This window comes from Perlabentimonas gracilis (assembly GCF_011174675.1).
In the GTDB taxonomy this organism is placed as follows: Bacteria; Bacteroidota; Bacteroidia; order Bacteroidales; family Tenuifilaceae; genus Perlabentimonas; species Perlabentimonas gracilis.
The window spans coordinates 20,114-46,402 of sequence record NZ_JAANIG010000022.1; the positions used below are offsets into that span (position 1 = coordinate 20,114).

The 26,289-nt window shown below is 42.9% G+C and carries 23 protein-coding genes; 12 read left to right on the forward strand and 11 right to left on the reverse strand.

Features of this window, described 5'->3' with window-relative positions; genetic code table 11:
- Positions 1-50: 50 nt before the first annotated feature.
- From G8O23_RS10530 to G8O23_RS10565, 8 genes are all read right to left on the reverse strand, one after another.
- Positions 51-659: a GNAT family N-acetyltransferase gene (locus G8O23_RS10530; protein WP_166364580.1), complete on the reverse strand. Its 609-nt coding sequence runs from the start codon at positions 657-659 to the stop codon at positions 51-53.
- A gap of 33 nt (positions 660-692) precedes the next feature.
- Positions 693-1,787, reverse strand: coding sequence for an alpha/beta fold hydrolase (locus tag G8O23_RS10535; RefSeq protein WP_166364582.1), 1,095 nt, complete (start codon positions 1,785-1,787; stop codon positions 693-695).
- A gap of 65 nt (positions 1,788-1,852) precedes the next feature.
- Positions 1,853-2,839 (reverse strand): hypothetical protein, encoded by a 987-nt coding sequence (locus G8O23_RS10540; RefSeq protein ID WP_166364584.1) that lies wholly within the window; start codon positions 2,837-2,839, stop codon positions 1,853-1,855.
- 17 nt (positions 2,840-2,856) lie between these two features.
- A complete protein-coding gene (locus tag G8O23_RS10545) occupies positions 2,857-3,645 on the reverse strand; it encodes an alpha/beta fold hydrolase (RefSeq protein WP_166364586.1) in 789 nt (262 codons plus the stop codon).
- 96 nt (positions 3,646-3,741) lie between these two features.
- Positions 3,742-4,677 carry an SDR family NAD(P)-dependent oxidoreductase gene (locus tag G8O23_RS10550; RefSeq protein ID WP_166364588.1) on the reverse strand — a complete coding sequence of 312 codons (936 nt, stop codon included), beginning with the start codon at positions 4,675-4,677 and terminating at the stop codon, positions 3,742-3,744.
- A gap of 380 nt (positions 4,678-5,057) precedes the next feature.
- Positions 5,058-5,504, reverse strand: a complete 447-nt coding sequence (locus G8O23_RS10555) for a DUF1573 domain-containing protein (protein WP_166364590.1) — start codon at positions 5,502-5,504, stop codon at positions 5,058-5,060.
- Between the two features lie 86 nt (positions 5,505-5,590).
- A complete protein-coding gene (gene alr / locus G8O23_RS10560) occupies positions 5,591-6,742 on the reverse strand; it encodes an alanine racemase (RefSeq protein WP_166364592.1) in 1,152 nt (383 codons plus the stop codon).
- A 25-nt stretch (positions 6,743-6,767) separates the two neighbouring features.
- Positions 6,768-7,919, reverse strand: a complete 1,152-nt coding sequence (locus tag G8O23_RS10565) for an amidohydrolase (protein WP_166364594.1) — start codon at positions 7,917-7,919, stop codon at positions 6,768-6,770.
- Between the two features lie 201 nt (positions 7,920-8,120).
- Here G8O23_RS10565 and G8O23_RS10570 point away from each other — a divergent pair, with 201 nt between their 5' ends.
- From G8O23_RS10570 to pckA, 3 genes are all read left to right on the forward strand, one after another.
- Positions 8,121-8,891, forward strand: a complete 771-nt coding sequence (locus G8O23_RS10570; RefSeq protein ID WP_166364596.1) for a class I SAM-dependent methyltransferase — start codon at positions 8,121-8,123, stop codon at positions 8,889-8,891.
- Positions 8,892-9,009: 118 nt separating this feature from the next.
- Positions 9,010-9,678 carry a superoxide dismutase gene (locus G8O23_RS10575; RefSeq protein ID WP_166364598.1) on the forward strand — a complete coding sequence of 223 codons (669 nt, stop codon included), beginning with the start codon at positions 9,010-9,012 and terminating at the stop codon, positions 9,676-9,678.
- A gap of 349 nt (positions 9,679-10,027) precedes the next feature.
- Positions 10,028-11,644: a phosphoenolpyruvate carboxykinase (ATP) gene (gene pckA / locus G8O23_RS10580; protein WP_166364600.1), complete on the forward strand. Its 1,617-nt coding sequence runs from the start codon at positions 10,028-10,030 to the stop codon at positions 11,642-11,644.
- A 70-nt stretch (positions 11,645-11,714) separates the two neighbouring features.
- Here the strand turns inward: pckA and G8O23_RS10585 are convergent, their stop codons facing one another.
- Entirely contained in the window at positions 11,715-13,811 is a 2,097-nt protein-coding gene (locus G8O23_RS10585; RefSeq protein WP_166364602.1) for a M3 family metallopeptidase, read from the reverse strand.
- Positions 13,812-14,107: 296 nt separating this feature from the next.
- Between G8O23_RS10585 and G8O23_RS10590 the strand changes: the two genes are divergently transcribed.
- Together G8O23_RS10590 and htpG are read left to right on the forward strand one after the other, a co-directional pair.
- Positions 14,108-14,635, forward strand: a complete 528-nt coding sequence (locus G8O23_RS10590; protein ID WP_166364604.1) for a DNA-binding transcriptional response regulator — start codon at positions 14,108-14,110, stop codon at positions 14,633-14,635.
- Between the two features lie 120 nt (positions 14,636-14,755).
- Positions 14,756-16,807 (forward strand): molecular chaperone HtpG, encoded by a 2,052-nt coding sequence (gene htpG / locus G8O23_RS10595; protein WP_166364606.1) that lies wholly within the window; start codon positions 14,756-14,758, stop codon positions 16,805-16,807.
- Between the two features lie 71 nt (positions 16,808-16,878).
- Here htpG and G8O23_RS10600 read toward each other — a convergent pair whose 3' ends face one another.
- Positions 16,879-17,394 (reverse strand): DUF7935 family protein, encoded by a 516-nt coding sequence (locus G8O23_RS10600; protein WP_166364608.1) that lies wholly within the window; start codon positions 17,392-17,394, stop codon positions 16,879-16,881.
- Between the two features lie 117 nt (positions 17,395-17,511).
- Between G8O23_RS10600 and G8O23_RS10605 the strand changes: the two genes are divergently transcribed.
- The gene (locus tag G8O23_RS10605) at positions 17,512-18,705 is read left to right on the forward strand and encodes a pyridoxal phosphate-dependent aminotransferase (protein ID WP_166364610.1); all 1,194 of its coding nucleotides are present in this window, start codon (positions 17,512-17,514) and stop codon (positions 18,703-18,705) included.
- Between the two features lie 88 nt (positions 18,706-18,793).
- Entirely contained in the window at positions 18,794-19,849 is a 1,056-nt protein-coding gene (gene mltG, locus G8O23_RS10610; protein ID WP_166364612.1) for an endolytic transglycosylase MltG, read from the forward strand.
- 97 nt (positions 19,850-19,946) lie between these two features.
- Here the strand turns inward: mltG and G8O23_RS10615 are convergent, their stop codons facing one another.
- The gene (locus G8O23_RS10615) at positions 19,947-22,112 is read right to left on the reverse strand and encodes a S9 family peptidase (protein ID WP_166364614.1); all 2,166 of its coding nucleotides are present in this window, start codon (positions 22,110-22,112) and stop codon (positions 19,947-19,949) included.
- Between the two features lie 328 nt (positions 22,113-22,440).
- Here G8O23_RS10615 and thrS point away from each other — a divergent pair, with 328 nt between their 5' ends.
- The 5 genes from thrS to G8O23_RS10640 all read left to right on the forward strand — a co-directional run bounded on the left by thrS (position 22,441) and on the right by G8O23_RS10640 (position 26,209).
- Positions 22,441-24,378 (forward strand): threonine--tRNA ligase, encoded by a 1,938-nt coding sequence (thrS, locus tag G8O23_RS10620; protein WP_166364616.1) that lies wholly within the window; start codon positions 22,441-22,443, stop codon positions 24,376-24,378.
- A gap of 64 nt (positions 24,379-24,442) precedes the next feature.
- Positions 24,443-24,985, forward strand: a complete 543-nt coding sequence (gene infC / locus G8O23_RS10625) for a translation initiation factor IF-3 (protein ID WP_166364672.1) — start codon at positions 24,443-24,445, stop codon at positions 24,983-24,985.
- A 28-nt stretch (positions 24,986-25,013) separates the two neighbouring features.
- Positions 25,014-25,211 carry a 50S ribosomal protein L35 gene (gene rpmI / locus G8O23_RS10630; RefSeq protein WP_166364618.1) on the forward strand — a complete coding sequence of 66 codons (198 nt, stop codon included), beginning with the start codon at positions 25,014-25,016 and terminating at the stop codon, positions 25,209-25,211.
- A 103-nt stretch (positions 25,212-25,314) separates the two neighbouring features.
- Entirely contained in the window at positions 25,315-25,659 is a 345-nt protein-coding gene (rplT, locus tag G8O23_RS10635; RefSeq protein WP_166364620.1) for a 50S ribosomal protein L20, read from the forward strand.
- A 166-nt stretch (positions 25,660-25,825) separates the two neighbouring features.
- On the forward strand, positions 25,826-26,209 hold the full coding sequence (locus G8O23_RS10640; protein WP_166364622.1) for a DUF1987 domain-containing protein: 384 nt from the start codon (positions 25,826-25,828) through the stop codon (positions 26,207-26,209).
- Positions 26,210-26,289 lie beyond the last annotated feature (80 nt).

A 26,289-nucleotide genomic window follows, 5' to 3' on the forward strand; every position in this document is an offset into this window, starting at 1 on the left:
TATGATATTATTATTGTTTGCATGAAGGAACTATTTGTTTTATGTGCATTCTATTTCCGTTCCATTAACAGTTCACCATACTCCTTACCTTTATGCCTCATCGTGCCATGATGTTTTCTAATAAACCCGTTTTTTTCGTAGAATCTGATGGCTGCATGGTTATTAGCATTCACATATAGGTACATCTTAGGGTTTATATTATTTAGATGCTGAATTAATTTTCTTCCAATGCTTTGACCTCGCACCTCGCTATCAACACAGATGGTGTGGACATAAAGCCCATCGTTTTCCATAGTTCCTCCTAGCATTTTCGACATCTTCATGAAAAGCGGCATCTTTCTGATGAAGACAATTGGGTTCATCGATTTCATCATACCCTGTCCTGCTAGCTTGTCAATTTCGGCGTGTTTACTTACCGGATAGGCAACCACAATACCTACAATCCGATTATTGAGTACTGCAAGCGTTGTGTGCTCTACAAGGAAATATGTTTGCGGGGTGCTTAGCAAAGCGGTTATCACCTTGATGGGTTCAGAACCATACACCAGCGAATTCATCTCTACATCCGACTCAAATATCAGCTTGGCAATGGTACCCTTGTCGTGATGCTGTGGGTTATAAGTTTCAAATAGTATCTTATTTGCTGTATCAAAATTCATAGTAGTACTCCAATTTTTGCAGTAGATTTGGGGCTAGTACTTATCGGTTAAGCTTTTCAGTATTGAGTTAAATTTTTCTGGTTCCTCCATAATAGGGCTATGTGCTGAGTTCTCAAATGAAATGAAATCTTTATGGGGAGCTTTAAGCTGTTGGTAAAAATCTTTTGCCAAGGGGTAGGGGGTTGTATAATCGTATACTCCCTGAAAAATGTGAACAGGTACGCTCATACTATCAATCTTGTTAAACAGATTTGTATGTATCACATCTAACCACAAATGCTTTAGAGAGAACATACTGGCATTCATAAAATTTAACTTTTCACTTAATGTATATATACCCGAATTCATAACCAGTTTTACCAAAGGCCACATCCCAGTTATTTCTCTTGTGGTTCCCCCTCCATAACGATTTACATACCTTCGTTCCATCATTAAATATTTCAACCACTGGTCAATACTTGCTGTAGAGTCGGGAAAATGGAGGCCATTAAGGGTTTTGATAGCCTTACTGTCATTACGCTCACTAGCCTGTTCAAGAGCCCAGCTGTACGATATTTGCTCGCCTTTGAACTGGTCGCAAACCTGCCCAATGCCAAAGTATGCATAGTAAAGCTCGGGATGATTATACGCAGTAAGGATCCCGAGCAGTGAGCCCCAGGAGTGTCCCATTATAAATATCTTTTCTTTATTAAAACGATTAGCAAGGTACTCGCTGAGTTCACGGGTGTCGGCAATCATTTGCTCAAGGGTCATACTCTCTGGTGGGATATTTTTCGAGTAGGATTTTCCTGCCCCTCTTTGCTCCCAGTACACCATCACATAATCGTTTTCAATCGCGGGGTTGTAGTGCTTTATAAATGCAAACTCTGGGCTTCCGGGGCCACCGTGTAAAAATAGCATGATTGGCTTGGTGTAGTCAACTCCCCTAATAATGATATACTGCTCCTGCCCGCCAAGCGTAATTTTCTCAATTGCAGAGGCACTTCCTTCTACAGTGTTACCATTATAATCGGTAATAGTTTCAGAAACTCCAGGGCTTTTAATCCACAGTATTGCAACAGCAAGAACAAGGATCGCAGCTAATACGCTAACAAAGTACAGCATAGTTTTAAGAATTTTATTTTTCATCTCTATCCGTTTAAATCCCAGACATGGTTTGAAACCCTGTCAGGGGTGGTGGCTTATTTTTATACTTACGTTAAAAAAATGCTCATATTATACTGTAGTACTTTCATCTGCTTAGTTTCCGCTTTTTTCTGCCAGTAGAAAAATAGTAGAGAGAACACCAGCATTTGGCTAATTATTTCTGGAATGCCCATCGTAAGGCTCTTAAAGAACTCAGCAGTAGAACCTTCAAAGGCTATAAATTCAGTTAAAAAGAGAGGTGAACCAAGAATGGTTAAACCAACCATTAGTAGGTACAGTAAAGCCCAGCCCCTTTTCGTTACTATGTAGGTTCGATAAAACGGGTAAAGGAGCAAAGCCAGCATAGTTCCCCTAAATATTTGGCCGAAGAAAACTAGGAGCACAGCATTCAAATTCTCAAGGGGCCGCCAAAGGGCAAATATTTCCATCGATTCCAAGGCCTGATTATATCCTGATATCTCATAAAAGATGCCCCCAACTACCCAATAGGTGAAAAGGTGCACGGCAACAAACCGAATTATATAACCCTTAATAGTATCGCTATATGGGAGGAATAGTTTGCCGGTTTTGACAGCTCTTTTACCATTGATGAAGTTTTCCACCCCAAAGGCAAGGCCAACAAAAATGGCCATTTGCAAGGCTATAGCTATAATTACCGATGTGTGCTCGGTGAATGAGATGATAGTGTAGATGATCCCTTCAATTGAGCCGGGTTGTGGTTCAACTGATCCAATTAGCCCCACTGCCCACATCGAGAGGAAGAGTAATAGTTTACCCCCTTTGCGCTCGAAAACAAGGTCGTAAAAGGGATAGAAAACAAATCCAAACGCCAAACCACGAAGTAGTTGGCCAAGAATTGTTGTAAGGCTTAAAGTATGAAACTGCTGATACAAATCGAGACCGATACGGTTCGATTCGGGAAGGTTTTGCTGATAGAGCAAAAACCCGTAGACTATTGCAGTATAGGCAATAAGGTGGATTATGGCAAAGCGCCCCACGAAGGGCAAAAGTTTTGGTTTTATTGTATTTTTCATCTCAATATTATTTATGTTTAGGCTTGGTATTCAAGTATAAATTTTCTGACGGCCTCGTTAAACATCTCAGGGTTATCCTGATTGGCAATATGGTCTGCATTCTTTATCTCAGCAAACTGGCTAGATGATTCCCTGAGATGCCATTTCTTTGTTACTCTTCGAATAAAGAATAAATCCTTTTCCCCATAGGTAAAAAGAGTTGGTCGTTTGGGTGGTCTTGGCGATTCTTCAATTATATCATATACCATATCCTTTGTTATGCGAAGGACAAGTTTCTTCCCTGCCTTTTCAATGGCTCGTGATAGGTATTTTTGCACTTCCTCGTTTACGGCTCTATGTTTACCAAATAGTCTATAGAATGGTTTTGATGGGAAAAACTTGAACATACTAATCATTAATGGAACAAATAGTTTTGTCCAGGAACCCATACGATTCGATATTTCAATGCCAGGTACATGAATTGCTGCTAAGGTATACCGTGGATACTTGATTTGGAAATGTTGAACAATAATGCTTCCAAGCGATTGGCCAACAAGAATAACCTCGTCAATATCCAATGAGTTTAGCAAATCGTATAGACAATCGGCCGCCATCTCCGTAAATCGTTTTTGGTTTTCGAAGTAGGTTGAAGAGCCATGACCGGGAAGATCCCAAACCAGAATCCTGTAATCTGATTTAAACGCTTCAGCCTGCTTGTCGAAAGTTCTATGATCCATCCCCACTCCGTGAATAAAAACAATCACTGGGGAGTCCTCTTTTCCTGATAGCTGGTAGTATATTTCACCGTATTTACTTTGATAAATCATAGTTCATATTTTTATAGATTTGCAATAGAGTTTGTGTATTACTGTTTATAAAATTTCTGTAATTGAATTTTTTCTGTATTAATTAGATTAGGCTTACTATTGTATAAAGTATTCCGAAGCAAGCTCTTCACAAAGCCTGATCACTGCTTCTTGTTCGTCTTTTCTATCAGCATACACTGGGTAAACTGAGGTTCCCAAGATATCTTTTAGTGCAGGGTTTTCCGGTGCTACTTTCATTACCTCAAGCTTATCGTTAAAATGCTTGCCAGTTATATCTTTATACTTTGCAGAGGTGCAAATCTCAAAGTAATTATTGGCCATGTAGGATGGGTGGGGGAAAAATAAATTCTGGATATGGGCAACTAAACGCCAGGGCATCTTAAACTTTCTAAGAGTCTCTTTTGACATCCTCGCGCCATTTATTTGAAGGGAGAAAAACTTCACGTTAGACTCCTCGTACTTCTTAGCCATTCTAAAGGTCAGCATAAGTAATGCTATCTTCGAATTGCGGTAGCTATTATAAACGCTATGCTTATACCCTTTATCCTTAATTCCTTGCAGGTTTGCAAAATCAATTTGTTTCTTTGGTGAAAAGAAGTGTTTGATTATATTGCTGGATGCGTTAAGAACTCTTGGATCATCAGACTTTTTTAACGAATCGATGAGGAGGGTAGTAAGAAGAAAAGGGCCAACTGCGTTGGTGGCAAAGGTTAGCTCAATGCCGTTTTCGCTTAGCTTGTACTTCGCTCCATGCTCAAAGTAGCCGGCATTATTTATTAGGATATCAAGCTTAGGGTATTCTTCTTTAAACCTATCGGTAAACTCCTTGATAGAGTTAAATGATGCCATATCCAACATCATTAGCCGAACGTTGCTATTCCCCGATAGTCTAATGATTTCGTCTCGAACCTTTTCGCTTTTCTGGATATTCCTGCAAGCCATAACTACGTTAAAATCATCAATTGCAAATCTTAAAGCAGCTTCTTTTCCTATGCCAGAGTTAGCACCAGTAATGATTACAATTTTTTTCATTTTTTAGTACTTTATTTCAAATAAAACTTCAGTAGAATATCATATATAGTGCCATAAGTTAAATATTCTTGAATATGAGGTTGATACAATCTTTAATTTTTTTCTTTACTGTACGTTATCCTACACCCATCGTTCGTAAACGAACAATAGGCTATGATCCATTTCAATTTGTTGTAAATGAATGTTTGGAGTTGAGAAGGCGGAGGGTTAATTAATTAATTCTAACGAGTGCTGAAAACCATTAGATAGCTTTTTGCCATACCCTATTTTCCCTTCTTTGCTTTTTTTCTAGGTAAAAAAGCCTCTAAATAAGTGGAAAAGACAAAGAAAAGCCCGATAGGGTTAACTACCGGGCTTGATAATTTTTGTTTACAAAACCTTTATGGCAATCGAACTTCGTTTTGTGCCTTAGGCAAAGTCACTTCACCTAGGATAGCAATTTTTTGAACATTCCCATTGCCTGCGTTCGACTGAACTGTAACCGTTCGACTAATCCTTTGTGGGGTTGGGCTTACCCTAAAATGTACTTTTACAGTTCCTTTTTTGCCTGGTGCTATGGGTTGCCGTGGCCAATCTGTTACCCTTGTGCCACAGCAAGCGGTTACTTGATTAAGGATTAAAGGCACAGCTCCATCGTTGTGAACGTCAATTTCAATGCTTCCAGTGTTTTCATCAACATCATCAACCACTATGGAGCCCAAGTTAACCTCCGTGGGGCTAAAGCGTAAAAAGGCGTTGCTTTTTTTTATCTCCTCATCGCTTGGTTGCTGTGCAAAAGTGCTTGCAGTAATAAGTAGACCCAGAATTGAATACAGTATAGTTTTCATAAATCAGTGATTTTTGTTTTTATTACGGCAAAAGTATTTAATTGTTTGCTTTGTAGTAATTGTTTTAGCTAAAATTATGCCAAGATCTATGGTACTAGGTAGCGGGGTATATTACCAGGGAGACGAGCAAGCGTTTGATAATTGAGCTGACTACTCATCTCGCTGAACGATGCCACGCTGATATCGAGTCTACTCTGTTTACCCACAATAACGACCTCATCGCCAGGTTGTATGTTTGGAAAATCGGTTATATTAACGCTTATGGTGTTCATGGTTACAGTGCCCACGACAGAAACCCTTCTGCCTCTGATAAGAACCCGTCCCATATTACTTAATGAACGGCTAAAACCATTTGCATACCCCACCGGTATAATTGCAATTTTAATCCTTTTGCTAGCCATATAGGATGTGCCATAGCCCACAAATTCGCCAGAGTCCACTTCCTTAATGCTCATAACACGCGATTTCCATGAGATTACTCGCTTTAGATCGGTATCCTTGGCATGGTTTCGTTTAAATTGGTAGATAAAGGTTTCCTGCGTTGGCCAAAATCCATACTGGGCTATTCCCACCCTTACCATGTCCATTATGGTTTGGTTGTAGGTTAGTGTTGCCGCCGAACCGGCCGTATGCCGGTAGTTGGGTTTAAGACCGTGCCTATTGAAATACCTTACAAATCTTCGGTATTCCCTAATCTGGTTCATCACCCTGTAGTAGTTGCTAATGCTTTCGGCACCAGCATAATGGGTGCATAGCCCCTCAAAAACAATATGGTCGCAATTATCTTTCATCAGCCCAACTATATCAGGAAGTTTGTCGTACTCAAATCCTGTTCGGTTAAATCCTGTTTCGGCCTCAATATGAAGTCGAGCTGGTTTATTCATCTTTTTTGCTAGCTCAATGGCCTTGGTCAATCTATTTAAATCAAAAACGTAAAATTCTATTCCGTTCTCAATAGCCCAGGCAAGCTGTTCGTCATTTAAATATCCCATAATCATAATGTCCGACTTGGGACTGGCTACGTTGAATACATCAAGCGCTTCGCTGGCCGAAAATACGGCAAAGTGTCTTATCTTAGCCTTTTCGGCTAGGGGTACAATTGTTTCAACGCCGTGTCCGTATGCATTACCCTTTACAACGGATGTAATCCGGACATCCTTTCCAATAATATTTCTAAGGTACTTTATATTGTGTCGGTATGCTGACTTGCTGATTTCGATATATGAGGTGTGATCCATTGCTGCTTTTTAGTTGTTATAATTTTTAATTATTTAGGATTAGCTCCAGAATTTCTCTAAATAGGTTGACCGATGGCTCAATGATATCGTCAGGGAAATCGTAATCCTCGTTGTGGAGCTGTGGGTGATTCTCGCCCGAGCCGACACCAAATAGGTTCGCTTTGCAAAGCTGGGTAAAGTGCCCAAAGTCTTCGCTCCAGCGGAAGGGGTTTTTAAGTTGATGTGTTTGCAAATCAAGTTTTGATGATGCTCGCTGAACCAATGCTGTACATTCGGAACTATTAATAGTTGCAGGAAACTCCTCGGTGTAAGTAATGTCAACCTTAATATTATTCTCTTTTCCTATGTGTTTAATTATTGACTCCGACTCAGCTTTGAGTATTTCCATATCTGTGTCGAGATAGGTTCTAAGCGTAGCCATTAAAGTGGCGTTGCCGGGGGTTGTTCCAAAGGCAACCTCGCCCAGCTTGGCATGTATTACTGTTAGCAGTGTAAAGTCGTCAAACCGTTCCTTTTGGCTAACAAGATTATTAAGCTCCAGAATCATTTTGGCCATGGCCAAATCGGGGTTGTTACCATCCTCGGGGTGTGCTGCATGCGACGAGAGTCCCTTAAGTTTGGCAATAAGCCCTGTGGATGCAGATGCAAAAGTCCCCTCGCGCAAATATATTTGGCCACGCTTAAAGCCGGGCAAATTATGCAATGCAAAGGCGTAATCGGGGGTAAGGGGTTTAAACTTTTCATCAGCAATAACGGCTGCTGCCCCTTGACCGGTTTCCTCGGCAGGTTGGAATAGTAAAATTACCCTACCCTTTTTAAGAGGACTTTTTTGCAAGCCAACCGCTACGCCAGCTAGTATGGTGGAGTGACCATCATGACCACAAAGATGTGCAACCCCATGGTATTTTGAACGGTATTCGAAGCTGTTCGACTCCTGAATAGGAAGGGCATCCATGTCGGCTCGGAGCAGTACGGTTGGTCCAGCCTTCCCAGAGTTGTAAACGGCGGCTAGACCATGGCCACCAAGCCCTGTTACTATACTCGATGGGTTGGTCTTCTTCAGAAAATTTTCAATAGTTTTACTCGTTTGTTTTTCTTGCCCCGATAGCTCAGGGTTTTGGTGTAGGTATTTTCGAAAGTCAATAAGCTCTCTAAGGGTTTTGCTATCCAAAGTCATAAATTGATTTTAATATTCGCCAATATATTGAAAATTAAGCATATTAACAAAAATCACAATGTAAGCGTAAAGTTGGTTGCGTTGCTTTTTACTGATTTTTCCCATAAATTGCATATGATTATCAGGCTGCTAGGGCATGTGTATAAAAAAAGGTTAAATCTGGGCTTATTATTTTCCTGATGCAATTTTAAAACATCAAATATGAAGAGTGTAAAAGAAAGCGTTACCGATTCGTTGGATGGTGGTGATATCAGGTTATATCCATACCTACCATACTTGCTACAGGATTATTTGGCATTCGGTACCAATCCCGATATGGTGAACCAGATGGTGCGAAGCAGCTTCTCTAATCCTGACAGGCTGCGAATTCTCGACCTAGGATGCGGCAAGGGTGCCGTTATGGTTAAGCTTGCCAAGGAGTTTGGCTGTAGAACCCATGGAATTGATGCTGTTCCTGAATTTATTCATGATGCAAAGCAGTATGCACGGCAAATGGGAGTGGAAGCGCAATGCCATTTTCAGGTAGATGATATACGAACATCCATTTCCCGATTGGCCAATTTCGACTTGGTAATTCTTGGTTCAATTGGCCCAGTGCTTGGTGCAATTGGTGAAACCCTAAGTAAACTCAGGCAATGCCTAGTACCCAACGGTCATATCATTATCGACGATGGTTACATCCCCGAGGGGAGCAATTGCACCCATAGCAAATGCATTACTCAATCGCAATTTTTTGAGCAGATTCAGAAAGCAGGTTTTTCCGTTGTAAGCGAGCAGATTGTTGGCAGCAATTATATTAGCGAGATGAATAAGCAGATGCTGTCTGCAATTAAAAGGCGTGCCGCTGAGCTAATAGCTACCAACCCCCATCTAGCCTCGGTTTTCGAGGAATATATTCAAGACCAGCAGCAAGAGGGTGAGGCAATGGAGGAGTTGGCCTGCTCAATGCTACTTTTGCAAAGGAACCAATGATGGAGTGCTGCTTTGTAATTAATTTTGGTTCATATAGTTGTAGCTAAAAGGTAAACAAAAACAGGACATAGCTGTTAGTTTAGTGTAAATATTAACTTGAAACTAAACTATTTGCAATATGAAAACACTAATAGTTCTAATGCTAGTTGGGCTAAGCATAAGTAGTAATGCCCAGTCGAAATTTGAGTTTCCCGAGTTACCCTACAGCTACGATGCGTTGGAAGTTTTTGTGGATAAAACCACAATGGATATCCATTACAATAGGCATCATAGGGCGTACTTTAATAACTTCGTTAAGGCTGTCAACGACCTTAACCTCTCGGGAATGACCCTCGAAGAGATTTTTGCCGATGTAAGCAAGTACCCTGCAACCATTCGCAATAACGGGGGCGGATACTATAACCACAACCTATTCTGGGAGGTTATGTCGCCCAATGGCGGGGGGAAACCCACAGGGACCCTTATGAAAGCAATTGACGAAACGTTTGGAAATTTCAATGCCTTTAAGAAAGAGTTTGAGGCTGCCGCAGCGGGCCAGTTTGGTAGTGGTTGGGCTTGGCTTTCGGTCGATAGTAATGGAAAATTGTTCGTTTCGTCCACACCTAATCAGGATAATCCACTCATGGATGTGGCCACCGAGCGAGGTACTCCAATTCTAGGCCTCGATGTGTGGGAGCATGCATACTACCTGCACTATCAGAATATGCGCGGAACCTATGCAGGCAACTTCTGGAAAGTTGTAAATTGGAATGCTGTTCAAGCGAAGTTTGATAAACTCGTGAAGTAAACGAAAAGGAATATTATTTGTTTAACCCAGCCAAATTAACGCTGGGTTTTTTTATGTATAGTTGTAACCCTAGGTAATATCAAAGATCTTTCAACAGATTTCTGTGAGAAGATTTTATGTATTTGGGTTTGCTTACGCTCTCTACATATTGCGCAATTACAAATGTAGATTATTCGATATGTTGTAGCTTGCACAAATTCAGATATGTGTGATTGAATGGTTAATCTGGTTTTCATGATATTAAACATAGGTAACGTTTGCGGAATGTATACTTTTTCAATTTACATTTGTTCTTTGGCGGCTCGATTGAAACTCGATCCGCTCATTTATTTTAAACCCTAATCTTGTAATGAAAAAAATTGACTTATCTCGCTACGGAATTGCTGAGGCTGAGGAGATATTTTACAACCCCAGCTACAATTTGCTTTACGAGCATGAAACCAACCCTAATCTGGAAGGATTTGAAAGGGGCACCCTAACTAGCCTTGGTGCTATTAATGTTGATACAGGTATCTTTACTGGTCGTTCGCCAAAAGACAAGTACATTGTTCGTGAACCCAACTCCGAGGGCAACGTTTGGTGGGCCGAGAAGGGCAAGAAAAGCTCCGACAACAAGCAAATAACCCCCGAAATATGGGAGCATTTAAAAAGCATTAGCGCAAAGCAGCTTACAGGCAAAAGGCTTTATGTAGTCGATTCGTACTGCGGTGCAAACGAGGATACCCGTTTAAAGGTTCGTTTTGTAATGGAGGTGGCTTGGCAAGCCCATTTTGTGAAAAATATGTTTATCAGGCCAGGTGATGAAGAGCTAAAGGATTTTGAGCCAGATTTTGTTGTGCTTGTTGCCTCAAAAACATCAAATCCAAAGTGGAAGGAGCAGAACCTGAATAGCGAGGTGTACGTTGCCTTTCACCTTACCGAACGGATGGCCGTAATTGGTGGCAGCTGGTACGGGGGTGAAATGAAGAAGGGAATCTTTTCGGTGATGAACTACTACCTTCCGCTTAAGGGGATAGCCGCAATGCACTGCAGTGCCAATGTGGGGAACGATGGCGATGTGGCCGTTTTCTTCGGCCTTTCGGGCACTGGTAAAACAACCCTTTCGGCCGATCCTAATCGCGCCCTAATTGGCGACGATGAGCATGGCTGGGACGACGATGGTGTTTTCAACTTCGAAGGCGGATGCTACGCAAAGTGTATCGATCTTGATCCCAAGAAAGAACCCGATATTTACGCAGCCATTAGGCGCGATGCACTGCTCGAGAATCTAGTGGTAGACCCCGAGGGTAATATTGATTTTTCCTCAAAGGAGAAAACCGAGAACACTCGCGTATCATATCCCATTTACCATATCAAAAATATTGTAAAGCCTATTTCAAAAGCGGGTCATGCACAAAAAGTAATCTTTCTAACTGCCGATTCATTTGGCGTGTTGCCCCCAGTAGCCAAGCTTACACCAAATCAAACACAGTACCATTTCTTGAGCGGGTTTACCGCAAAATTGGCAGGCACTGAACTTGGTGTAAAGGAACCACAGCCCACATTTAGCAGCTGCTTTGGGCAGGCTTTCCTATTGCTGCACCCAACGGTATACTCGCGCGAGCTGGTTAAAAAGATGGTTAAACACGGATCAACGGCATACCTGGTTAACACGGGTTGGATTGGTGGCCCTTACGGAGTGGGTAAGCGCATCGATTTGCCCGCTACGCGTGCCATAATCAACTCTATTCTAGATGGTAGTATCGAGGAGGCCGATTTTGAGATTATGCCCATATTCAACTTGCAAATACCAAAGGTGTTAAAGGGAGTTGAGAGTAAGTTTCTGAATCCACGTAATAGCTGGCCAAACCCAGCCGATTGGGATATTGCGGCTAAGGATTTAGCCCAGAAGTTTATTGATAATTTCGAGAACTTTACCGACAACGAAGCAGGTAAAAAGTTGGTGGCTGCTGGCCCACAGCTATAAATTCGATGTTCTGATATAACGTAAAAAAGGGGCTAATGCCCCTTTTTTATATTTGTCAATTTTAGACTCCTTACTTCAAACCTCTCTGACGAAGAAGTGGATCAATTGAAGGTGCTTTACCACGGAACTTAATGTATTGCTCCATACCTTCGCCCATAGCATTCTCGGCAAGGCAATGCTTGCGGAATTTGGCTGCAAGCTCCTGGTTAAACAGATCGCCTGTTTCAACGAATGCCTCAAAGGCATCAGCATCAAGCTGACCAGCCCACAGGTAAACGTAGTATCCAGCAGCATAGCCTCCACCAAAGATATGGCCAAAGTTGGCTGTACGGTAGCGAGGCACAATTTCATCAATTAGGCCAATCTTTTTAAGCACTTTATTTTCAAACTCATTTACATCAGTGTCCTTTGTGATTTTTGAGGTATGCCAATGCATATCGAGTAGTGCTGCTGCAACGTACTCGGTGGTGATGAAGCCTTGGTTAAACTTGCTGCTGTTCTGCATCTTTTCAATAAGCTCATCGGAAATGGGCTCGCCAGTTTCGTAATGTTTGGCATATACCTTAAGAACCTCAGGCTCACCAGCCCAGTTCTCCATAATTTGCGATGGTAGCTCAACGTAGTCGCGGGGTACGCTGCGGCTTGTACGATTATAGTGTCCATCGGCAAAGAAGTTATGCAGCGCATGGCCAAACTCGTGGAAGAAGGTTTCGGTCTCATCCCAGCTTAGCATAGCAGGTCTGTTACCCACGGGGCGAGAAAAATTCATAACTATAGTTACAACAGGTGTAATTTTCTGTCCATCCCTGTAGCTGCCGCTACGGTAGGTTCCACACCATGCACCACCACGCTTGCTGGCCCTTGGATGTGGGTCGATAAATAGCACCGATAGGTGTGAGCCATCGTTGTCAATCACTTCAAATGCCTCTACCTCTTCGTGGTATACAGGGATATCGGGTCTTTTTTTGAAGGTTAAGCCGTAAAGCTTGTTTGAAACGTAAAAAATACCATCACGCACATTGTCGTAGGTTAGGTAAGGCTTAATCTCTTCCTCGTCGAGGTCGTACTTCTCCTTACGTACTTTCTCCGAGTAGTACCACCAGTCCCATGACTGTAGCTTAAAGTTGCCACCTTCACGGTCAATAATTTTTTGCATATCGGCACGCTCTTCCTTGGCACGCTTAAGGGCAGGATCCCAAACTTTATTGAGGAAGTTAAATACATTCTCAGGATTTTCGGCCATCTGCTCCGAGGTAAAGAACTGTCCATAGTTTTCGTATCCAAGAATCTGCGACATCTCTTTGCGAAGCATCATCAACTCAATGAAAAGCTCCTTATTGTCGTTCTCATTATTGTTGTCGCCACGCATAAAGTAGGCGGTGTAAAGCTTTTCGCGCAAATCGCGACGTTCAGAGAACTGAAGGAAAGGAATCCAGCTGGGCTTCGATAGGTTAAACATCCACTGGCCAGGGTGGCCAGCCTTCTCGGCCATTTCGGCAGCACCAGTCTTTACATCCTCTGGTAGTCCTGCAAGATCCTCCTCGTTTTCGAGCAGAAGGGTAAACCCATTGTTCTCGGCCAGCAGGTTTTGGTTGAGCTGAAGTGATACCATCGACATACGCTCGTTAAGCTTCTTAAGCTGCTCGCGTTGCTCCTCGGGAAGGGCAGCACCGTTGCGAGCAAAGTCGTTGTATATCTTCTCAACAACCCTCATCTGCTCATGGTCAAGATCAAGGCTCTCGCGCTTGTCGTATACATTCTTAATGCGATCGAACAGATCCTGATTAAACCTAATGGCATTGCGGTGTGCCGAAAGCATTGGGGTGGTTTCGCGGGCAATCTCCTGCATACGTGGAGTGGTGTTGGCACCATTCAGGCCACCAAATACGGCTCCCACCTTACTCATTAGCTCGCCAGCCTTATCATATGCCAATATAGTGTTCTCAAAGTTTGGCTCCTCTGTATTGCTAACTATAGCGTCTATTTCAGCATTATGCTGCTTAATTGCCTCCTCGTAGGCAGGGATGTAGTGATCATCCTCTATTAAATGGAATGGAGGGGTGCCAAATGGGGTATCCCACTCCACAAAAAATGGATTTGGCTTTTCGCTTTGCGTGCAGCTAAGCATCATGCCAACCGGAATTAAAAGGAACAATAGTTTCTTCATACTGCTTTGTTTTTTGGTTAGAATTATTTGTTGTGGTTATCAAAATGTGGTTCGATTGTTAAAATGGTTTCCGATTTATTTGAGTGCGAAACCCAAAAATAGTTTAAGCAATTAAAAGGGTATAGCCCATTCTCTCTCTTCCTAATGAGCCATAGTTATCTTTGGTAATATGTACTAGGTTGCCCTTTCTGTGCCAAAACCTCAAATATACAAAAAGATAGTGTGACCATATAAATGAATTGGGTATTACTAAACATTTTTATAATTTAGGAGCAAACTTAACAGGTCATCGAAGGATGAGTAAAAAGAGTAAGACCATAGCACACATATACATTGTCGATCATGATTTTGTGTACACAACTTCTCTGAAGAAGGCCATTGAGAAGCCATCCAAGTATGCTATTCAAACATTTGTAACTGGCGAGAGGTTTATTGCCCATATTGCGTCACATACCTTTCGTAAAAACGATATCCACATCGTATTTTTAGGATATCACTTTGTCGACGATCGAGATCAAACCCTAATGAATGGGATTGAGATTCTAGAAGCTACTAAGGTTATAAACCCCAACATTGAGGTTGTAATGCTATACACACCTAACGAAGCCACCTTTGGCGCATATGCTCGCAATAGGGGAGCCTATTCGTTTGTTCCAAAGAACGACACCATATTTTTAAGAATTAATAATATTGTGATGCGGGTGATTAGCCAAAAGGTGCTGGAGCAAAAGCGAAAGTCGTTTCTTATCTCTGCCAAAATTTTTGTAGTCTATCTTCTGGGGCTTCTGCTTGCCATTGTTATTTTTTCCCTTCTGTATTTGTAGCTTTGTGTTTTTGCCACACCATAGAGTTCACTGCTGACTAAATGGCAGGCCTAACCCTATGGCATTACTTTTGACAACTTAGCTCTGAAAAAATGAATGTTTAACTAAAAGATATAAGCCATGCAGAAGGGTAAGATTAATGTTACAAGCGAAAACATCTTTCCTATTATTAAAAAGTTTTTGTACTCCGATCACGAAATCTTTCTTCGCGAAATCATCTCAAACGCTGTTGATGCTACTCAGAAGTTGAAAACCTTGGCTTCGGTTGGTGAGTTTAAGGGCGAATTGGGCGATCTGACCATTAGGATTCAGCTCGACAAGAAAAACAAAACGTTAACCATTAGCGATAGCGGAGTGGGTATGAGCGAGGAGGAGATTGAAAAGTATATCAATCAGATTGCATTCTCGGGTGCCGAGGATTTTTTGGCCAAGTATAAGGATAAAACCGAGGCTATCATCGGACATTTTGGCTTGGGCTTTTACTCGTCGTTCATGGTGAGCGACAAGGTGGAGATAATTACCCGCTCGCACAGGGAAGATGCTCAATCAGTGAAATGGTCGTGCGATGGTTCACCCGAGTTCTCCATTGAGGATGCCAAGCGCGAGGGTAGGGGAACCGATATCGTTCTTCATATCAACAAGGATAGCGAGGAGTTTCTCGATGAGCACAGGATTGATGAGATGCTGAAAAAGTACTGTCGCTTTCTACCCATTCCCATTGCCTTTGGAACCGAAAAGGAGTGGAAGGATGGCAAGGAGGTTGATACCGGCAAGGATAAGATTGTGAACGATACCAACCCCTTGTGGACCCGCAAACCTGCCGATTTGAAAGATGAGGATTACGAGAAGTTCTATCGCGATCTTTACCCCGCTTCACAGGATCCGCTTTTCAACATTCACCTAAACGTCGATTATCCATTCAACCTAACAGGTATACTCTACTTCCCTAAGATTAAGTCGAATTTCGATATTCAAAAGAATAAGATTCAGCTATACTGCAATCAGGTATACGTTACCGATTCGGTTGAGGGCATAGTACCCGAGTTTTTAACCCTGCTACATGGTGTTATCGATTCGCCCGACATCCCCCTAAACGTATCGCGCAGCTACCTACAGAGCGACTCGAACGTTAAGAAGATATCATCGCACATCACCAAGAAGGTAGCCGACAGGCTCCACGAGATATTTAAGGAGAACCGTGAGCAATTCGAGAAGAAGTGGGACGACCTTAAGCTGTTCATCACCTTTGGTATGATTACCGACGACAAGTTTTACGAGCGCGCCGAAAAGTTTGCCATGTTCAAAAATACCGATGGCAAGTACTTCACCTTCGAGGAGTATGAGAAGCTCATTAAGGAGAACCAAACCGATAAGAATAAAACGCTAATCTACCTATATACCACCGATACCGAGGAGCAGTACTCATACATCGATCAGGCAAAGAATAAAGGTTACGATGTTCTGGTGATGAATGGTCAGCTCGATCCGCACCTTATCAATAGCCTTGAGTCTAAGCTTAAAGACTCTCGCTTTGTCCGTGTCGATAGCGATGTGATTGACAAGTTAATTGTGAAGGAGGATAAGAAGGAGATTGACCTGCCTTACGAGGCGCAGACTGAGCTTCGCAATGTTTTTGAGGGTGCAACAAATGGTTCGTCGCAGTACTGGGTTCAGTTCGAGGATATGGGCGAAACAGCGGCTCCCGTGGTGATTACTCGCAGCGAGTTTGTCCGTCGTATGAAGGATATGGCTGCCATGAGCGGAACTGCAGGTTTTTATGGCGATATGCCCGAAACGGTGAACCTGGTGGTTAACGTTTCGCATCCATTGGTTAAAACGGTGATTGATCAGAAGGATAAGTCGCTAAACGATAAGATCGCTGAATTCAAATCGCAGCTCGAGCCTTTAAGCACTAAGCTCGATGAGCTGAAGAAGGCCACCGAGAAGAAAAAGGACGAAGAGATTTCGCAAGCCGAAAAGGACGAGATGGACGACCTGAACAAGAAAGTCGAGGAGGTTAACGCATCTAAAGCCGAGGTGCTTAAGTCGTTTGGTAAGGATAATAAGCTGGTTAAGCAGCTTATCGATCTGGCCTTGCTAGCCAACAATATGCTTAAGGGCGAGGAACTAAGCAAGTTTGTGAAGCGTAGCGTTGAGCTAATAAAGCCCTAACGAGGGGCAACCTGATAAAACAAAAAAGCGGGATGATTTACCATTCCGCTTTTTTGTTGCATTGTAGCATTCTACAAAAACTCGTTTACCTCTTTCTTAAGATGATCGATTGCCCTGGCCGTTGGGTGGAACTCCAATTCAACCACTCCATCTAAAATTTCTTTGCTCAGCAATAACGAGGGAGCCTTAGCGTCAACCTTATCGGCGCTTGTGTTAATTAGTTTGATAACACCATCCTTGGCATTTTTCACTAAGCCCCACGCCTTGGCACTGAGGTATAGCTGCTGCGATAGGTTGTGCTCCCATTCTGTTCGAATAGTGCTAAGCAGAATGCCATGAAATTTTTGCGACGATATGTTGGGCTGATTTACTCGAACCAGGAGCGATTCGGGCGATATGCGTTCAAGGAACAGCACTATTCGTTCGTACGCCTGAAGGCGTATGGGCATTGTAATCTTTTTATTGCTAGCGTTAAGCTCTGCACGCCGGCGGTTGGTTTCTTCTCGGAGCAGGCGCTCAATGGCTAAATATCCAGCCAAAAAAACCAGCAACGAGGGGATGACTATCTTTAGTAAATCAAGTACCATAGCTATTTATGTTGGGAAACAAGTTGTTTTCAGATGATAATAATTTTACCTTTAAAGCTTTAAAATTAGCGAAAATCTTTTAACCTAAGTGAATAAAAATTTAATATCTCCGGACCTATGGAAAATGTTTCGAATAGAGTTGCGCAGCTAGCCGTTTCGGAAACTTTAGCTATGTCGCAAAAAAGTAGGGAGCTAAAAGCTCAAGGATTCAATGTAATTAATCTGAGCGTGGGCGAGCCCGATTTTCATACCCCCGATTTTGTTAAGGATGCTGCCAAAAAGGCGCTCGACGAGAATATCACCTTTTATTCGCCAGTACCCGGATTCCCCGACTTGCTTCAAGCAATTGCCGATAAGCTTAAACGTGAGAATGGCCTAACCTATGGAACCGATCAGATTGTGGTATCGGGTGGTGCAAAGCACACCCTGGCCAATGTGCTTATGGCTACAGTTAACGCTGGCGACGAGGTGATTGTTCCCGCTCCCTACTGGGTAAGCTACGTGGAGTTGGTTAAGCTGGCCGAGGGCAAAAGCGTTGTGATTCCAACAACCATCGAGAGCGATTTCAAAATTACCCCCAAGCAGCTCGAGGAGGCCATAACCCCCAAAACAAGGGTGCTTATGCTTTGCTCGCCATCAAACCCAACCGGTAGTGTATATACTCGCAACGAGTTGGCCGGTTTAGCTCAAGTACTAGCTAAATACCCAAACATTTTGGTGCTCTCCGATGAGATATACGAGCACATTAACTACGTGGGTAAGCATGAGAGCATTGCCCAATTCCCCGAGATATTCGATAGGGTAATAGTTGTGAATGGAGTTTCGAAAGGTTACGCCATGACCGGCTGGCGAATTGGTTACTGTGCTGCACCCAAGTGGATTGCCAAGGCTTGCCAAAAGCTTCAAGGTCAAATGACTTCAGGAACATGCTCCATAGCTCAAAAGGCCGCTGCAGCTGCCATCGCTTCCGATGCTTCGTACCCCAAAATGATGTGCAAGGCCTTTGAACAGCGTCGCGATAAGGTTATTGAAAGGTTAAGGAAAATCCCAGGCTTTAAAACCAACGTGCCACAGGGAGCATTCTATATTTTTGCCGAGGTTGCGGAGTTGCTGGGCAAAAAGTTTGGCGATGAAGTGATAAGCAATACCGCCGATTTGTGCATGTACTTAATAAACCAAGCCCATGTGGCCACTGTTCCCGGTAGTGCTTTTGGAGCTGCTGAGTACATTCGATTCTCGTATGCCGCATCGGAGGAGGAACTTATGGAGGCACTGAATAGAATTGATAAAGCAGTACAAGCCTTGCAGTAAACATATAGGTTTTACAATTGTTAACATAAAACCCACGGTAAACTTACTGTGGGTTTTTTATCTTTGTAGCTCATTTTTAATCCTAATCATGGCAAGAAAAACTATTAAAAGGGCATTAATATCATTATCTGTTGTCATCCTTATCGTCTTGGCCAGTGGAGGGTACTATGCATACCGTATGTACAGCAGAATGATGGTTCCTAATGTTGATACTGGCGAAAGAGAGTACGTTTATATACATATCCCATCAGGCGCTGCCTACAGTGATGTTCTCCGAATTGTAAATGATTCCGAAAGCATTGTTGATATTGAAACCTTTAAGTGGGCTTGCTCCCGAATGGGTTATCCCCATGGCGTGAGGGCTGGAAGGTACATGCTGAAAAGTGGGATGACTAATCGCCAATTGGTTAATACGCTGCGCGCTGGTTTGCAAACCCCTGTGCGGGTTACTTTTACCGGATTTAGAACCCCCGAACAGCTGGCACAGCGTATTTCGCGCCAGCTCGAACTCGATTCTGCTGATTTAGTTAAAGCTTTTCGCTCCGAGGAGGTAGCTCAGCGGTATGGGTTTACCCCCGAAACATTTATCGCCATGTTTGTCCCTAACACCTACGAGTTTTTTTGGAATACCAGCGTTAACGGTTTTTTCGATAGGATGAAAAGGGAGTATGAGACCTTTTGGACTCCTGAACGCGATAAGAAAGCACAAGATAGTGGATTGGGTAGGATAGGGGTTGTAACCATAGCCTCCATTGTTGAGGAGGAGACCATTAGGGTTGATGAGCGGCCGAAGATTGCTGGTGTTTTTATTAACCGACTCAATAGAGGTACACCTTTGCAGGCTTGCCCCACAGTAAAATTTGCCCTGAACGATTTTACAATTAGGCGAGTATTAACACAACACCTAAGCGTGGAATCGCCATACAATACATATAAGCATCGGGGGTTGCCTCCTGGCCCAATCAATGCGCCTAGCATATCGTCAGTTGATGCTGTGCTCAACTACGAGAAGCATGGCTACTACTTCTTCTCGGCCAATCCCGATTTCTCGGGATATCACGTATTTGCCAAAACACTGGCCGAGCACAATAGGAATGCACGTGAGTATCAGCGAATACTAAATCAGCAGCGCATCTTTAGGTAGTTTTATTACAGCTAATTATACCTCAGATTTATTCTAAACTATTTGGGCGATAGAATTTTAATTCTACCGCCCCAAATTATTTGAACAATACAACTTGCTATAAGTTATTCTTCACATAGTTGGTCATTAATGTGTATAGATGCACCCTAGTGTTACCTCCATAAATGCTATGATTCTTGTCGGGGTACAACATCATATCGAACTGCTTATTGGCCTGTATAAGCCTTTCGGCTAGTTCAATGGCATTTTGAGCATGCACATTGTCGTCGGCAGTTCCGTGGATAAGCAGAAATTTGCCTTCAAGTCCTTCCACGTGATTAATGGGAGAGTTATCATCGTATCCGCTAGGATTATCCTGTGGTAGCCCCATGTAGCGTTCGGTGTAAATGGTATCGTAGTAACGCCAGTTGGTAACAGGTGCTACGGCAATGGCCATGCTGAAAACTTCAGGTGCCTTGAAAAGGCAAAGTGAGGACATGTATCCGCCGTAGCTCCATCCCCAAATACCAATGCGGTTTGCATCAACGTAGGGGAGGGTTTGCAGGTATTTACCCGCCTCAATCTGGTCGATACTCTCGTAGTAGCCCAGCTGTCCGTAGGTAATTTTTTTAAACTCCTCACCGCGGCCACCAGTTCCGCGTCCGTCAACAGCAACAATTAGGTAACCCTCGGTGGCTAGCTGCTGATCCCAGCCAATGCCAAACCTGTCTACTACCGCCAATGAGCCCGGGCCACTGTATTGGTACATAAGCACAGGGTACTTTTTGGTATCATCAAAATTTAATGGTTTCACCATGTACCCATTCAGTTCAACCCCCTCCGATGTGGTAAAGGTGAAGAACTCCTTCTCGGGGATATCGTACTTGGCCAGTGTTTCTTTCAGCTTGGCGTTATCTTCCAAAACCCTAAGCTCTTTGCCTTTGGCATTGTGTAGGGTTACCTGTGTGGGCGTACTAATCGACGAGTGAAAATGGATGTAGTACTTAAATCCTTTGCTAAAATCGGCTGAGTTGGTTCCGGGTTGGGTCGATACCTTTCCTTGTCGCTTACCGTCAAACGAAACCCAGCTCACTGCGGTTCGCAATGGCGACCCATCGAAAGCGCTATAGAAAATTCGTTTTCCTTTGGCATCGTAACCGTATACCGAGCGTACCTCGTTTTGCCCTTTGGTTAGCTGGCGCACCAAATTCCCATTCATAGAGTACAGGTAGATGTGGTTGTAGCCATCCATTTCGCTTGTAATGATAAAATGTTTGCCATCGGCAGTGTAAATTGGGTAGTCATCGTTAGGCTCCTCAATATAGTGCCTATTCTCCTCGGTATAAAGCACCTTGGAACTCCCCGTATTAGCGTCGGCAATTAGAATTTCCAACTTGTTTTGCAACCTGTTTAGCCTAACCATGCTGAGTTGCTCTGCGTTGGCGGTCCACTTAATGCGTGCAATATACTGGTCTGTTTCCGGACCAATATCCATAGCCTTAGTCTCTTGGCTCAGCAGGTTGTACACGTGAATGCTAACCTTTGAGTTTTCCTCGCCAGCTTTGGGGTATTTAAACGAGTAGGTGGGAGGGTATAGCTCATTTTGGAACATGGGCATGTGGAAAACCTTTACGTTGCTCTCATCGAACTTGTAAAAAGCTAATCGCCGGCTATCGGGGCTCCACTGCATGGCTGTTTTTAGGGCAAATTCCTCCTCGTAAACCCAGTCGGCTGCTCCGTTGATTATATGGTTAAACTCACCATCGGATGTGATTTGTAGCTCGTTGCCCGAGTTTAAATCGGTTATGTAGATATTGTTGTCGCGAACAAAGGCAACCTTTTGCCCATCGGGCGAGAAGGTGCCCAGCATCTGGGCTCCATTCGTCGAGAGCGGTTTTACTTCTTGGGTTGGAATATCGTAAATGTAATAGCTGGCCGTAAACGAATGCCGGTATATTGGGTTAACATTGGTGGTAAGCAGAATCTTTTTCTCATCGGTGCTAAGCTCGTAGCTTCTAAACTGTTTGAGCGATTCGATGTCGAAGTTCGATGCATCGAAAAGTACATCAACAAGTTCTCCCTTGGCGTAGCTGTAGCGTGCAATTTTACCACCCCGCTCCATCACGGTGTAGTGCTCGCCATCATTCATCGAAACAATTCCTCGTACCGACCGAGCGGCAAAAGTACCGTCCCTATGAATATCTTCCAGGGTAATTTTTTGATTTTGGCCAAAGCCTAAAAGGCAATATACAACCAGCAAGCTGAATAGGAATATACGTTTCATATCAATGTAGTTTTAGATTTTTAAATCGATAATTTTGATAGTGAATACTTAAAATGGATTAACCCATACCCAGCAAAACTAGCAAATATTTGCAAAAAGGAATATTATAAATACTTTTGGCTTAAAATGTATCCCATACATAGCGTGAGTGTGTTAGCCCCTTACTACGATTTTCTAGTCACGTTTCTACGCTGTACATACAGTTCGGATAAGGATAGGGGAATTCTTTAGCAAATCGTTCGATAAAACCTGAACTTTGCGATCCATTTCCTGTTAATTAAATATTTATGATTAATTTTGCAGCCGTTTTTCACAACTAAATATTGCTATGATTAAGATAACTTTTCCCGATGGTAATGTTCGTGAGTTTGCTAAGGGCGTTACTGGGCTTGAGATTGCCAAGAATATTTCCGACCGCCTGGCCAAGGAGGTGCTTTCTATAACCGTTAATGGTGAGGTGTGGGATCTCACACGGTCTATCAATACCAATGCTTCAATCAAATTGCATAAGTGGGACGAGGAGGAAGCAAAACACGCCTACTGGCACTCTTCGGCACACCTTATGGCCGAGGCTGTTGAAATTCTGTACCCTGGGGTTAAACTAGGTATCGGGCCAAGCATTGAGAATGGATTTTACTACGATATTGATTTTGGTGATTACTCCGTATCCGATGCTGACCTTCCCAAGATTGAGAGTAAGATGATGGAGATTGTGAAGGCCAAGGAGGAGATTACCCGCAAGGAAGTGTCCAAAGCCGAAGCCCTTGCCACCTACACTAAGAAAGGTGATCCCTATAAGGTTGAACTTATTAGCGACCTCGAGGATGGCACAATCACTTTCTACTCGCAGGGCAATTTCACCGATCTATGTCGTGGGCCACACCTACCCGATACGAGCTACATTAAATCGTTCAAACTGCTTTCAATTGCTGGAGCCTACTGGCGAGGCAATGAGAAGAATAAGCAGCTCACACGTATATATGGTATATCCTTCCCTAAAAAAACGCTTCTCGATGAGTATCTAGTTATGCTAGAAGAGGCTAAAAAGCGCGATCACCGAAAGGTAGGTAAGGAGTTGGAGCTGTTTACCTTTTCTCAAAAGGTTGGACAAGGTTTACCCTTATGGCTACCCAAGGGCGCACAGCTTCGCGAACGCCTCGAGAATTTTCTGAAGCGAGTTCAGAAGAAATACGGATACGAACAGGTTATCACTCCCCATATTGGCCAAAAAGAATTGTACGTTACATCTGGTCATTACGCCAAGTATGGTAAGGATTCGTTCCAGCCAATTCATACTCCCGCCGAAGGCGAAGAGTTTCTGCTTAAGCCCATGAACTGTCCTCACCATTGCGAGATATACAAGCACAAGCCCCGTTCCTACAAAGATTTACCTGTACGAATGGCCGAGTTTGGCACCGTATACCGTTACGAGCAGAGTGGCGAGCTTCATGGCCTAACCCGAGTACGTGGTTTTACTCAGGATGATGCTCATATTTTCTGTCGCCCTGATCAGCTTAAGGAGGAGTTTGTTAAGGTAATTGATATTGTTCTGTACATCTTTAAAACGCTCGATTTTAAAGAGTTTACTGCACAGATATCATTGCGTGACCCCAACGATAAGGACAAGTACATTGGTAGCGACGAGAACTGGGAGAAAGCCGAACAAGCTATCATTGAGGCTGTGCAGGAAAAGGGATTACAAACTACTACCGAGCTGGGCGAGGCTGCGTTCTACGGGCCAAAGCTCGACTTTATGGTAAAGGATGCCATTGGCCGCAAGTGGCAGCTGGGCACAATTCAGGTAGATTACAACCTGCCCGAAAGGTTTGATTTAGAGTACATAGGTGCTGACGATAAGCGCCATAGACCCATTATGATTCACCGCGCACCCTTTGGCTCAATGGAGCGATTTGTTGCCGTGTTAATAGAGCACTCTGGTGGTCGATTCCCCCTTTGGCTTGCCCCCGATCAGGCAGTTGTACTTCCTATCAGTGAAAAGTTCAACGATTACGCAAAAAAAGTTGCTGATTTATTAAATAATTACGATATTCGCACCCTGATTGACGACCGCAACGAGAAGATAGGTAAGAAGATCAGGGATAATGAGTTAAAGCGAATCCCATATCTTCTAATTGTTGGTGAAAAAGAAGCAACAAGCGATATGGTTTCCGTTAGGATGCAGGGCGAGGGTGATAAAGGACAGATGAAGCCCGAAGAATTTGCCAACTATATCAATGCAGAAGTAAAAAAACAGATCGAAGCATAATAAATTTTATAAGTAAATTAGTATAAACTAATCAAAGGAGGGTTTTAGTATAGCAGCACCAAGAATCAGAAAAGGTAGAGAGCAGGATAGCAAATACCTTAAGAATGAACAGATTCGCGCTAGGGTAGTTCGCGTAGTAGGCGATAATATTGATAACGAGGGAATAATGTCCATTGAGGAGGCTAGGAAGTTGGCCAACGATATGGAGTTAGACTTAGTACTTATCTCCGATAAGGCCGATCCCCCAGTTTGTCGAGTTATCGATTTCCAAAAGTTTCTTTATCAACAGAAGAAGAAACAGAAGGAGATTAAAGCCAACGCCCAAAAAGTGGTGGTGAAGGAAGTTAGGTTCGGGCCAAACACCGACGAGCATGATTATGGTTTTAAGCTTAAGCATGCCGAGAGTTTCCTTAAAGATGGAGCCAAGGTGAAAGCCTTTGTTTTTTTCAAAGGGCGAACCATTTTATTTAAAGAGAAGGGCGAAATTTTACTACTAAGATTCGCTCAGGATCTAGAGGAAGTTGGAAAAGTGGAACAGCTTCCAAAGCTCGAGGGAAAACGAATGATTATGTTTATCTCTCCAAAAGTCGTTAAAAAGAAGAATTGATTTTTTAACCAAATATAAACTAAGGAGAATGCCTAAAGTAAAAACAAACTCCGGTGCAAAGAAACGTTTTGTTTTAACCGGAACTGGGAAGATTAAGCGCAAGCACGCATACAAGAGCCATATCCTTACTAAAAAAACCACAAAGCAAAAGCGTAACCTTACGCAATCTGGTTTAGTTAGCAAGGCCGACACTAACAACATTAAGCAGCTGTTGGCGCTCAAGTAGTGAGCTAGAGCTTACGTAGAAGTTATTTTAATTACTAACAGAATGCCTTAGCAAGAAAGTTTTCGTACAGGCGAAACGCTAATCATTCGAAAAAGACAAATTTATGCCACGTTCAGTTAATGCAGTAGCATCAAGGGCTAGAAGGAAAAAGATTTTAAAACAGACTAAAGGTAATTTCCTCGCCCGTCGTAACGTTTACACCGTTGCAAAAAACACCCTTGAGAAGGGGTTGCAGTACGCTTATCGCGACCGCAAGAAGAAAAAAGGAGAATTCAGAGCGCTTTGGATACAACGTATCAACGCTGCCGCTCGTACCCACGGAATGTCATACTCCGAGTTCATGGGTAAGGTTAACGAGAAAGGAATTGCCCTAAACCGCAAGGTACTTGCCGATATGGCTATGAATCATCCAGAAGCCTTTAAGGCAGTTGTTGATTCGCTGAAATAGTAAAACATAATTGCACAGCATATAGGGAGGTAGTTTTTAAGCTACCTCCCTTTCGTTTTAAACATATTGGTCATCAGGCTATTAGGCTTTGTGCCAAAAACATTTTAGGTGCTTTGGCTGTTTAATCAGCATAATTTTATAATTTTACGTATAACAATTCGCTAAAATGGATTCATTAACTCCCATAAGGTTAAACGAAACGCAGTTTACTCCCGAGGTTAACCTCGATATGGATAGAAGTAGGTTCGAGTTTTATGGGAAATCTCTGCCAGAAGATTGTAACGAGTTCTTCGATCCCATTATTGAATGGTTTCGAAACTATGTTACAATGCCAAATCGTGAGACTGTAGTAGTATTTAAACTCGATTACTTTAATACCTCTACGTCCAAAAAGTTTCTGGAAATCTTAAATCTCCTAAAGGAGATTCATAGGCAAAAGAAAACAGTAATTGTTCACTGGTATTACCGAACTGGAGATGAGGATATGTTCGAAACCGGTGAAACCTTCTCGGAGTTAGTCTCCATTCCATTCAAAATTATGCCATTCTAGGTTGGCTCGCATTCCCACCTGCTTTTTTTTCATCTTGCTTTAACAAATGTGCGAGAAATTTTGTCATATCTGTTAAGGTG

What these genes read in the sequence shown, in the direction of transcription:
- G8O23_RS10530 (WP_166364580.1), bottom strand. Translation starts at nt 659, where the DNA reads ATGAATTTTGATACAGCAAATAAGATACTATTTGAAACTTATAACCCA.
- G8O23_RS10535 (WP_166364582.1), bottom strand. Translation starts at nt 1,787, where the DNA reads ATGAAAAATAAAATTCTTAAAACTATGCTGTACTTTGTTAGCGTATTA.
- G8O23_RS10540 (WP_166364584.1), bottom strand. Translation starts at nt 2,839, where the DNA reads ATGAAAAATACAATAAAACCAAAACTTTTGCCCTTCGTGGGGCGCTTT.
- G8O23_RS10545 (WP_166364586.1), bottom strand. Translation starts at nt 3,645, where the DNA reads ATGATTTATCAAAGTAAATACGGTGAAATATACTACCAGCTATCAGGA.
- G8O23_RS10550 (WP_166364588.1), bottom strand. Translation starts at nt 4,677, where the DNA reads ATGAAAAAAATTGTAATCATTACTGGTGCTAACTCTGGCATAGGAAAA.
- G8O23_RS10555 (WP_166364590.1), bottom strand. Translation starts at nt 5,504, where the DNA reads ATGAAAACTATACTGTATTCAATTCTGGGTCTACTTATTACTGCAAGC.
- alr (WP_166364592.1), bottom strand. Translation starts at nt 6,742, where the DNA reads ATGGATCACACCTCATATATCGAAATCAGCAAGTCAGCATACCGACAC.
- G8O23_RS10565 (WP_166364594.1), bottom strand. Translation starts at nt 7,919, where the DNA reads ATGACTTTGGATAGCAAAACCCTTAGAGAGCTTATTGACTTTCGAAAA.
- G8O23_RS10570 (WP_166364596.1), top strand. Translation starts at nt 8,121, where the DNA reads ATGAAGAGTGTAAAAGAAAGCGTTACCGATTCGTTGGATGGTGGTGAT.
- G8O23_RS10575 (WP_166364598.1), top strand. Translation starts at nt 9,010, where the DNA reads ATGAAAACACTAATAGTTCTAATGCTAGTTGGGCTAAGCATAAGTAGT.
- pckA (WP_166364600.1), top strand. Translation starts at nt 10,028, where the DNA reads ATGAAAAAAATTGACTTATCTCGCTACGGAATTGCTGAGGCTGAGGAG.
- G8O23_RS10585 (WP_166364602.1), bottom strand. Translation starts at nt 13,811, where the DNA reads ATGAAGAAACTATTGTTCCTTTTAATTCCGGTTGGCATGATGCTTAGC.
- G8O23_RS10590 (WP_166364604.1), top strand. Translation starts at nt 14,108, where the DNA reads ATGAGTAAAAAGAGTAAGACCATAGCACACATATACATTGTCGATCAT.
- htpG (WP_166364606.1), top strand. Translation starts at nt 14,756, where the DNA reads ATGCAGAAGGGTAAGATTAATGTTACAAGCGAAAACATCTTTCCTATT.
- G8O23_RS10600 (WP_166364608.1), bottom strand. Translation starts at nt 17,394, where the DNA reads ATGGTACTTGATTTACTAAAGATAGTCATCCCCTCGTTGCTGGTTTTT.
- G8O23_RS10605 (WP_166364610.1), top strand. Translation starts at nt 17,512, where the DNA reads ATGGAAAATGTTTCGAATAGAGTTGCGCAGCTAGCCGTTTCGGAAACT.
- mltG (WP_166364612.1), top strand. Translation starts at nt 18,794, where the DNA reads ATGGCAAGAAAAACTATTAAAAGGGCATTAATATCATTATCTGTTGTC.
- G8O23_RS10615 (WP_166364614.1), bottom strand. Translation starts at nt 22,112, where the DNA reads ATGAAACGTATATTCCTATTCAGCTTGCTGGTTGTATATTGCCTTTTA.
- thrS (WP_166364616.1), top strand. Translation starts at nt 22,441, where the DNA reads ATGATTAAGATAACTTTTCCCGATGGTAATGTTCGTGAGTTTGCTAAG.
- rpmI (WP_166364618.1), top strand. Translation starts at nt 25,014, where the DNA reads ATGCCTAAAGTAAAAACAAACTCCGGTGCAAAGAAACGTTTTGTTTTA.
- rplT (WP_166364620.1), top strand. Translation starts at nt 25,315, where the DNA reads ATGCCACGTTCAGTTAATGCAGTAGCATCAAGGGCTAGAAGGAAAAAG.
- G8O23_RS10640 (WP_166364622.1), top strand. Translation starts at nt 25,826, where the DNA reads ATGGATTCATTAACTCCCATAAGGTTAAACGAAACGCAGTTTACTCCC.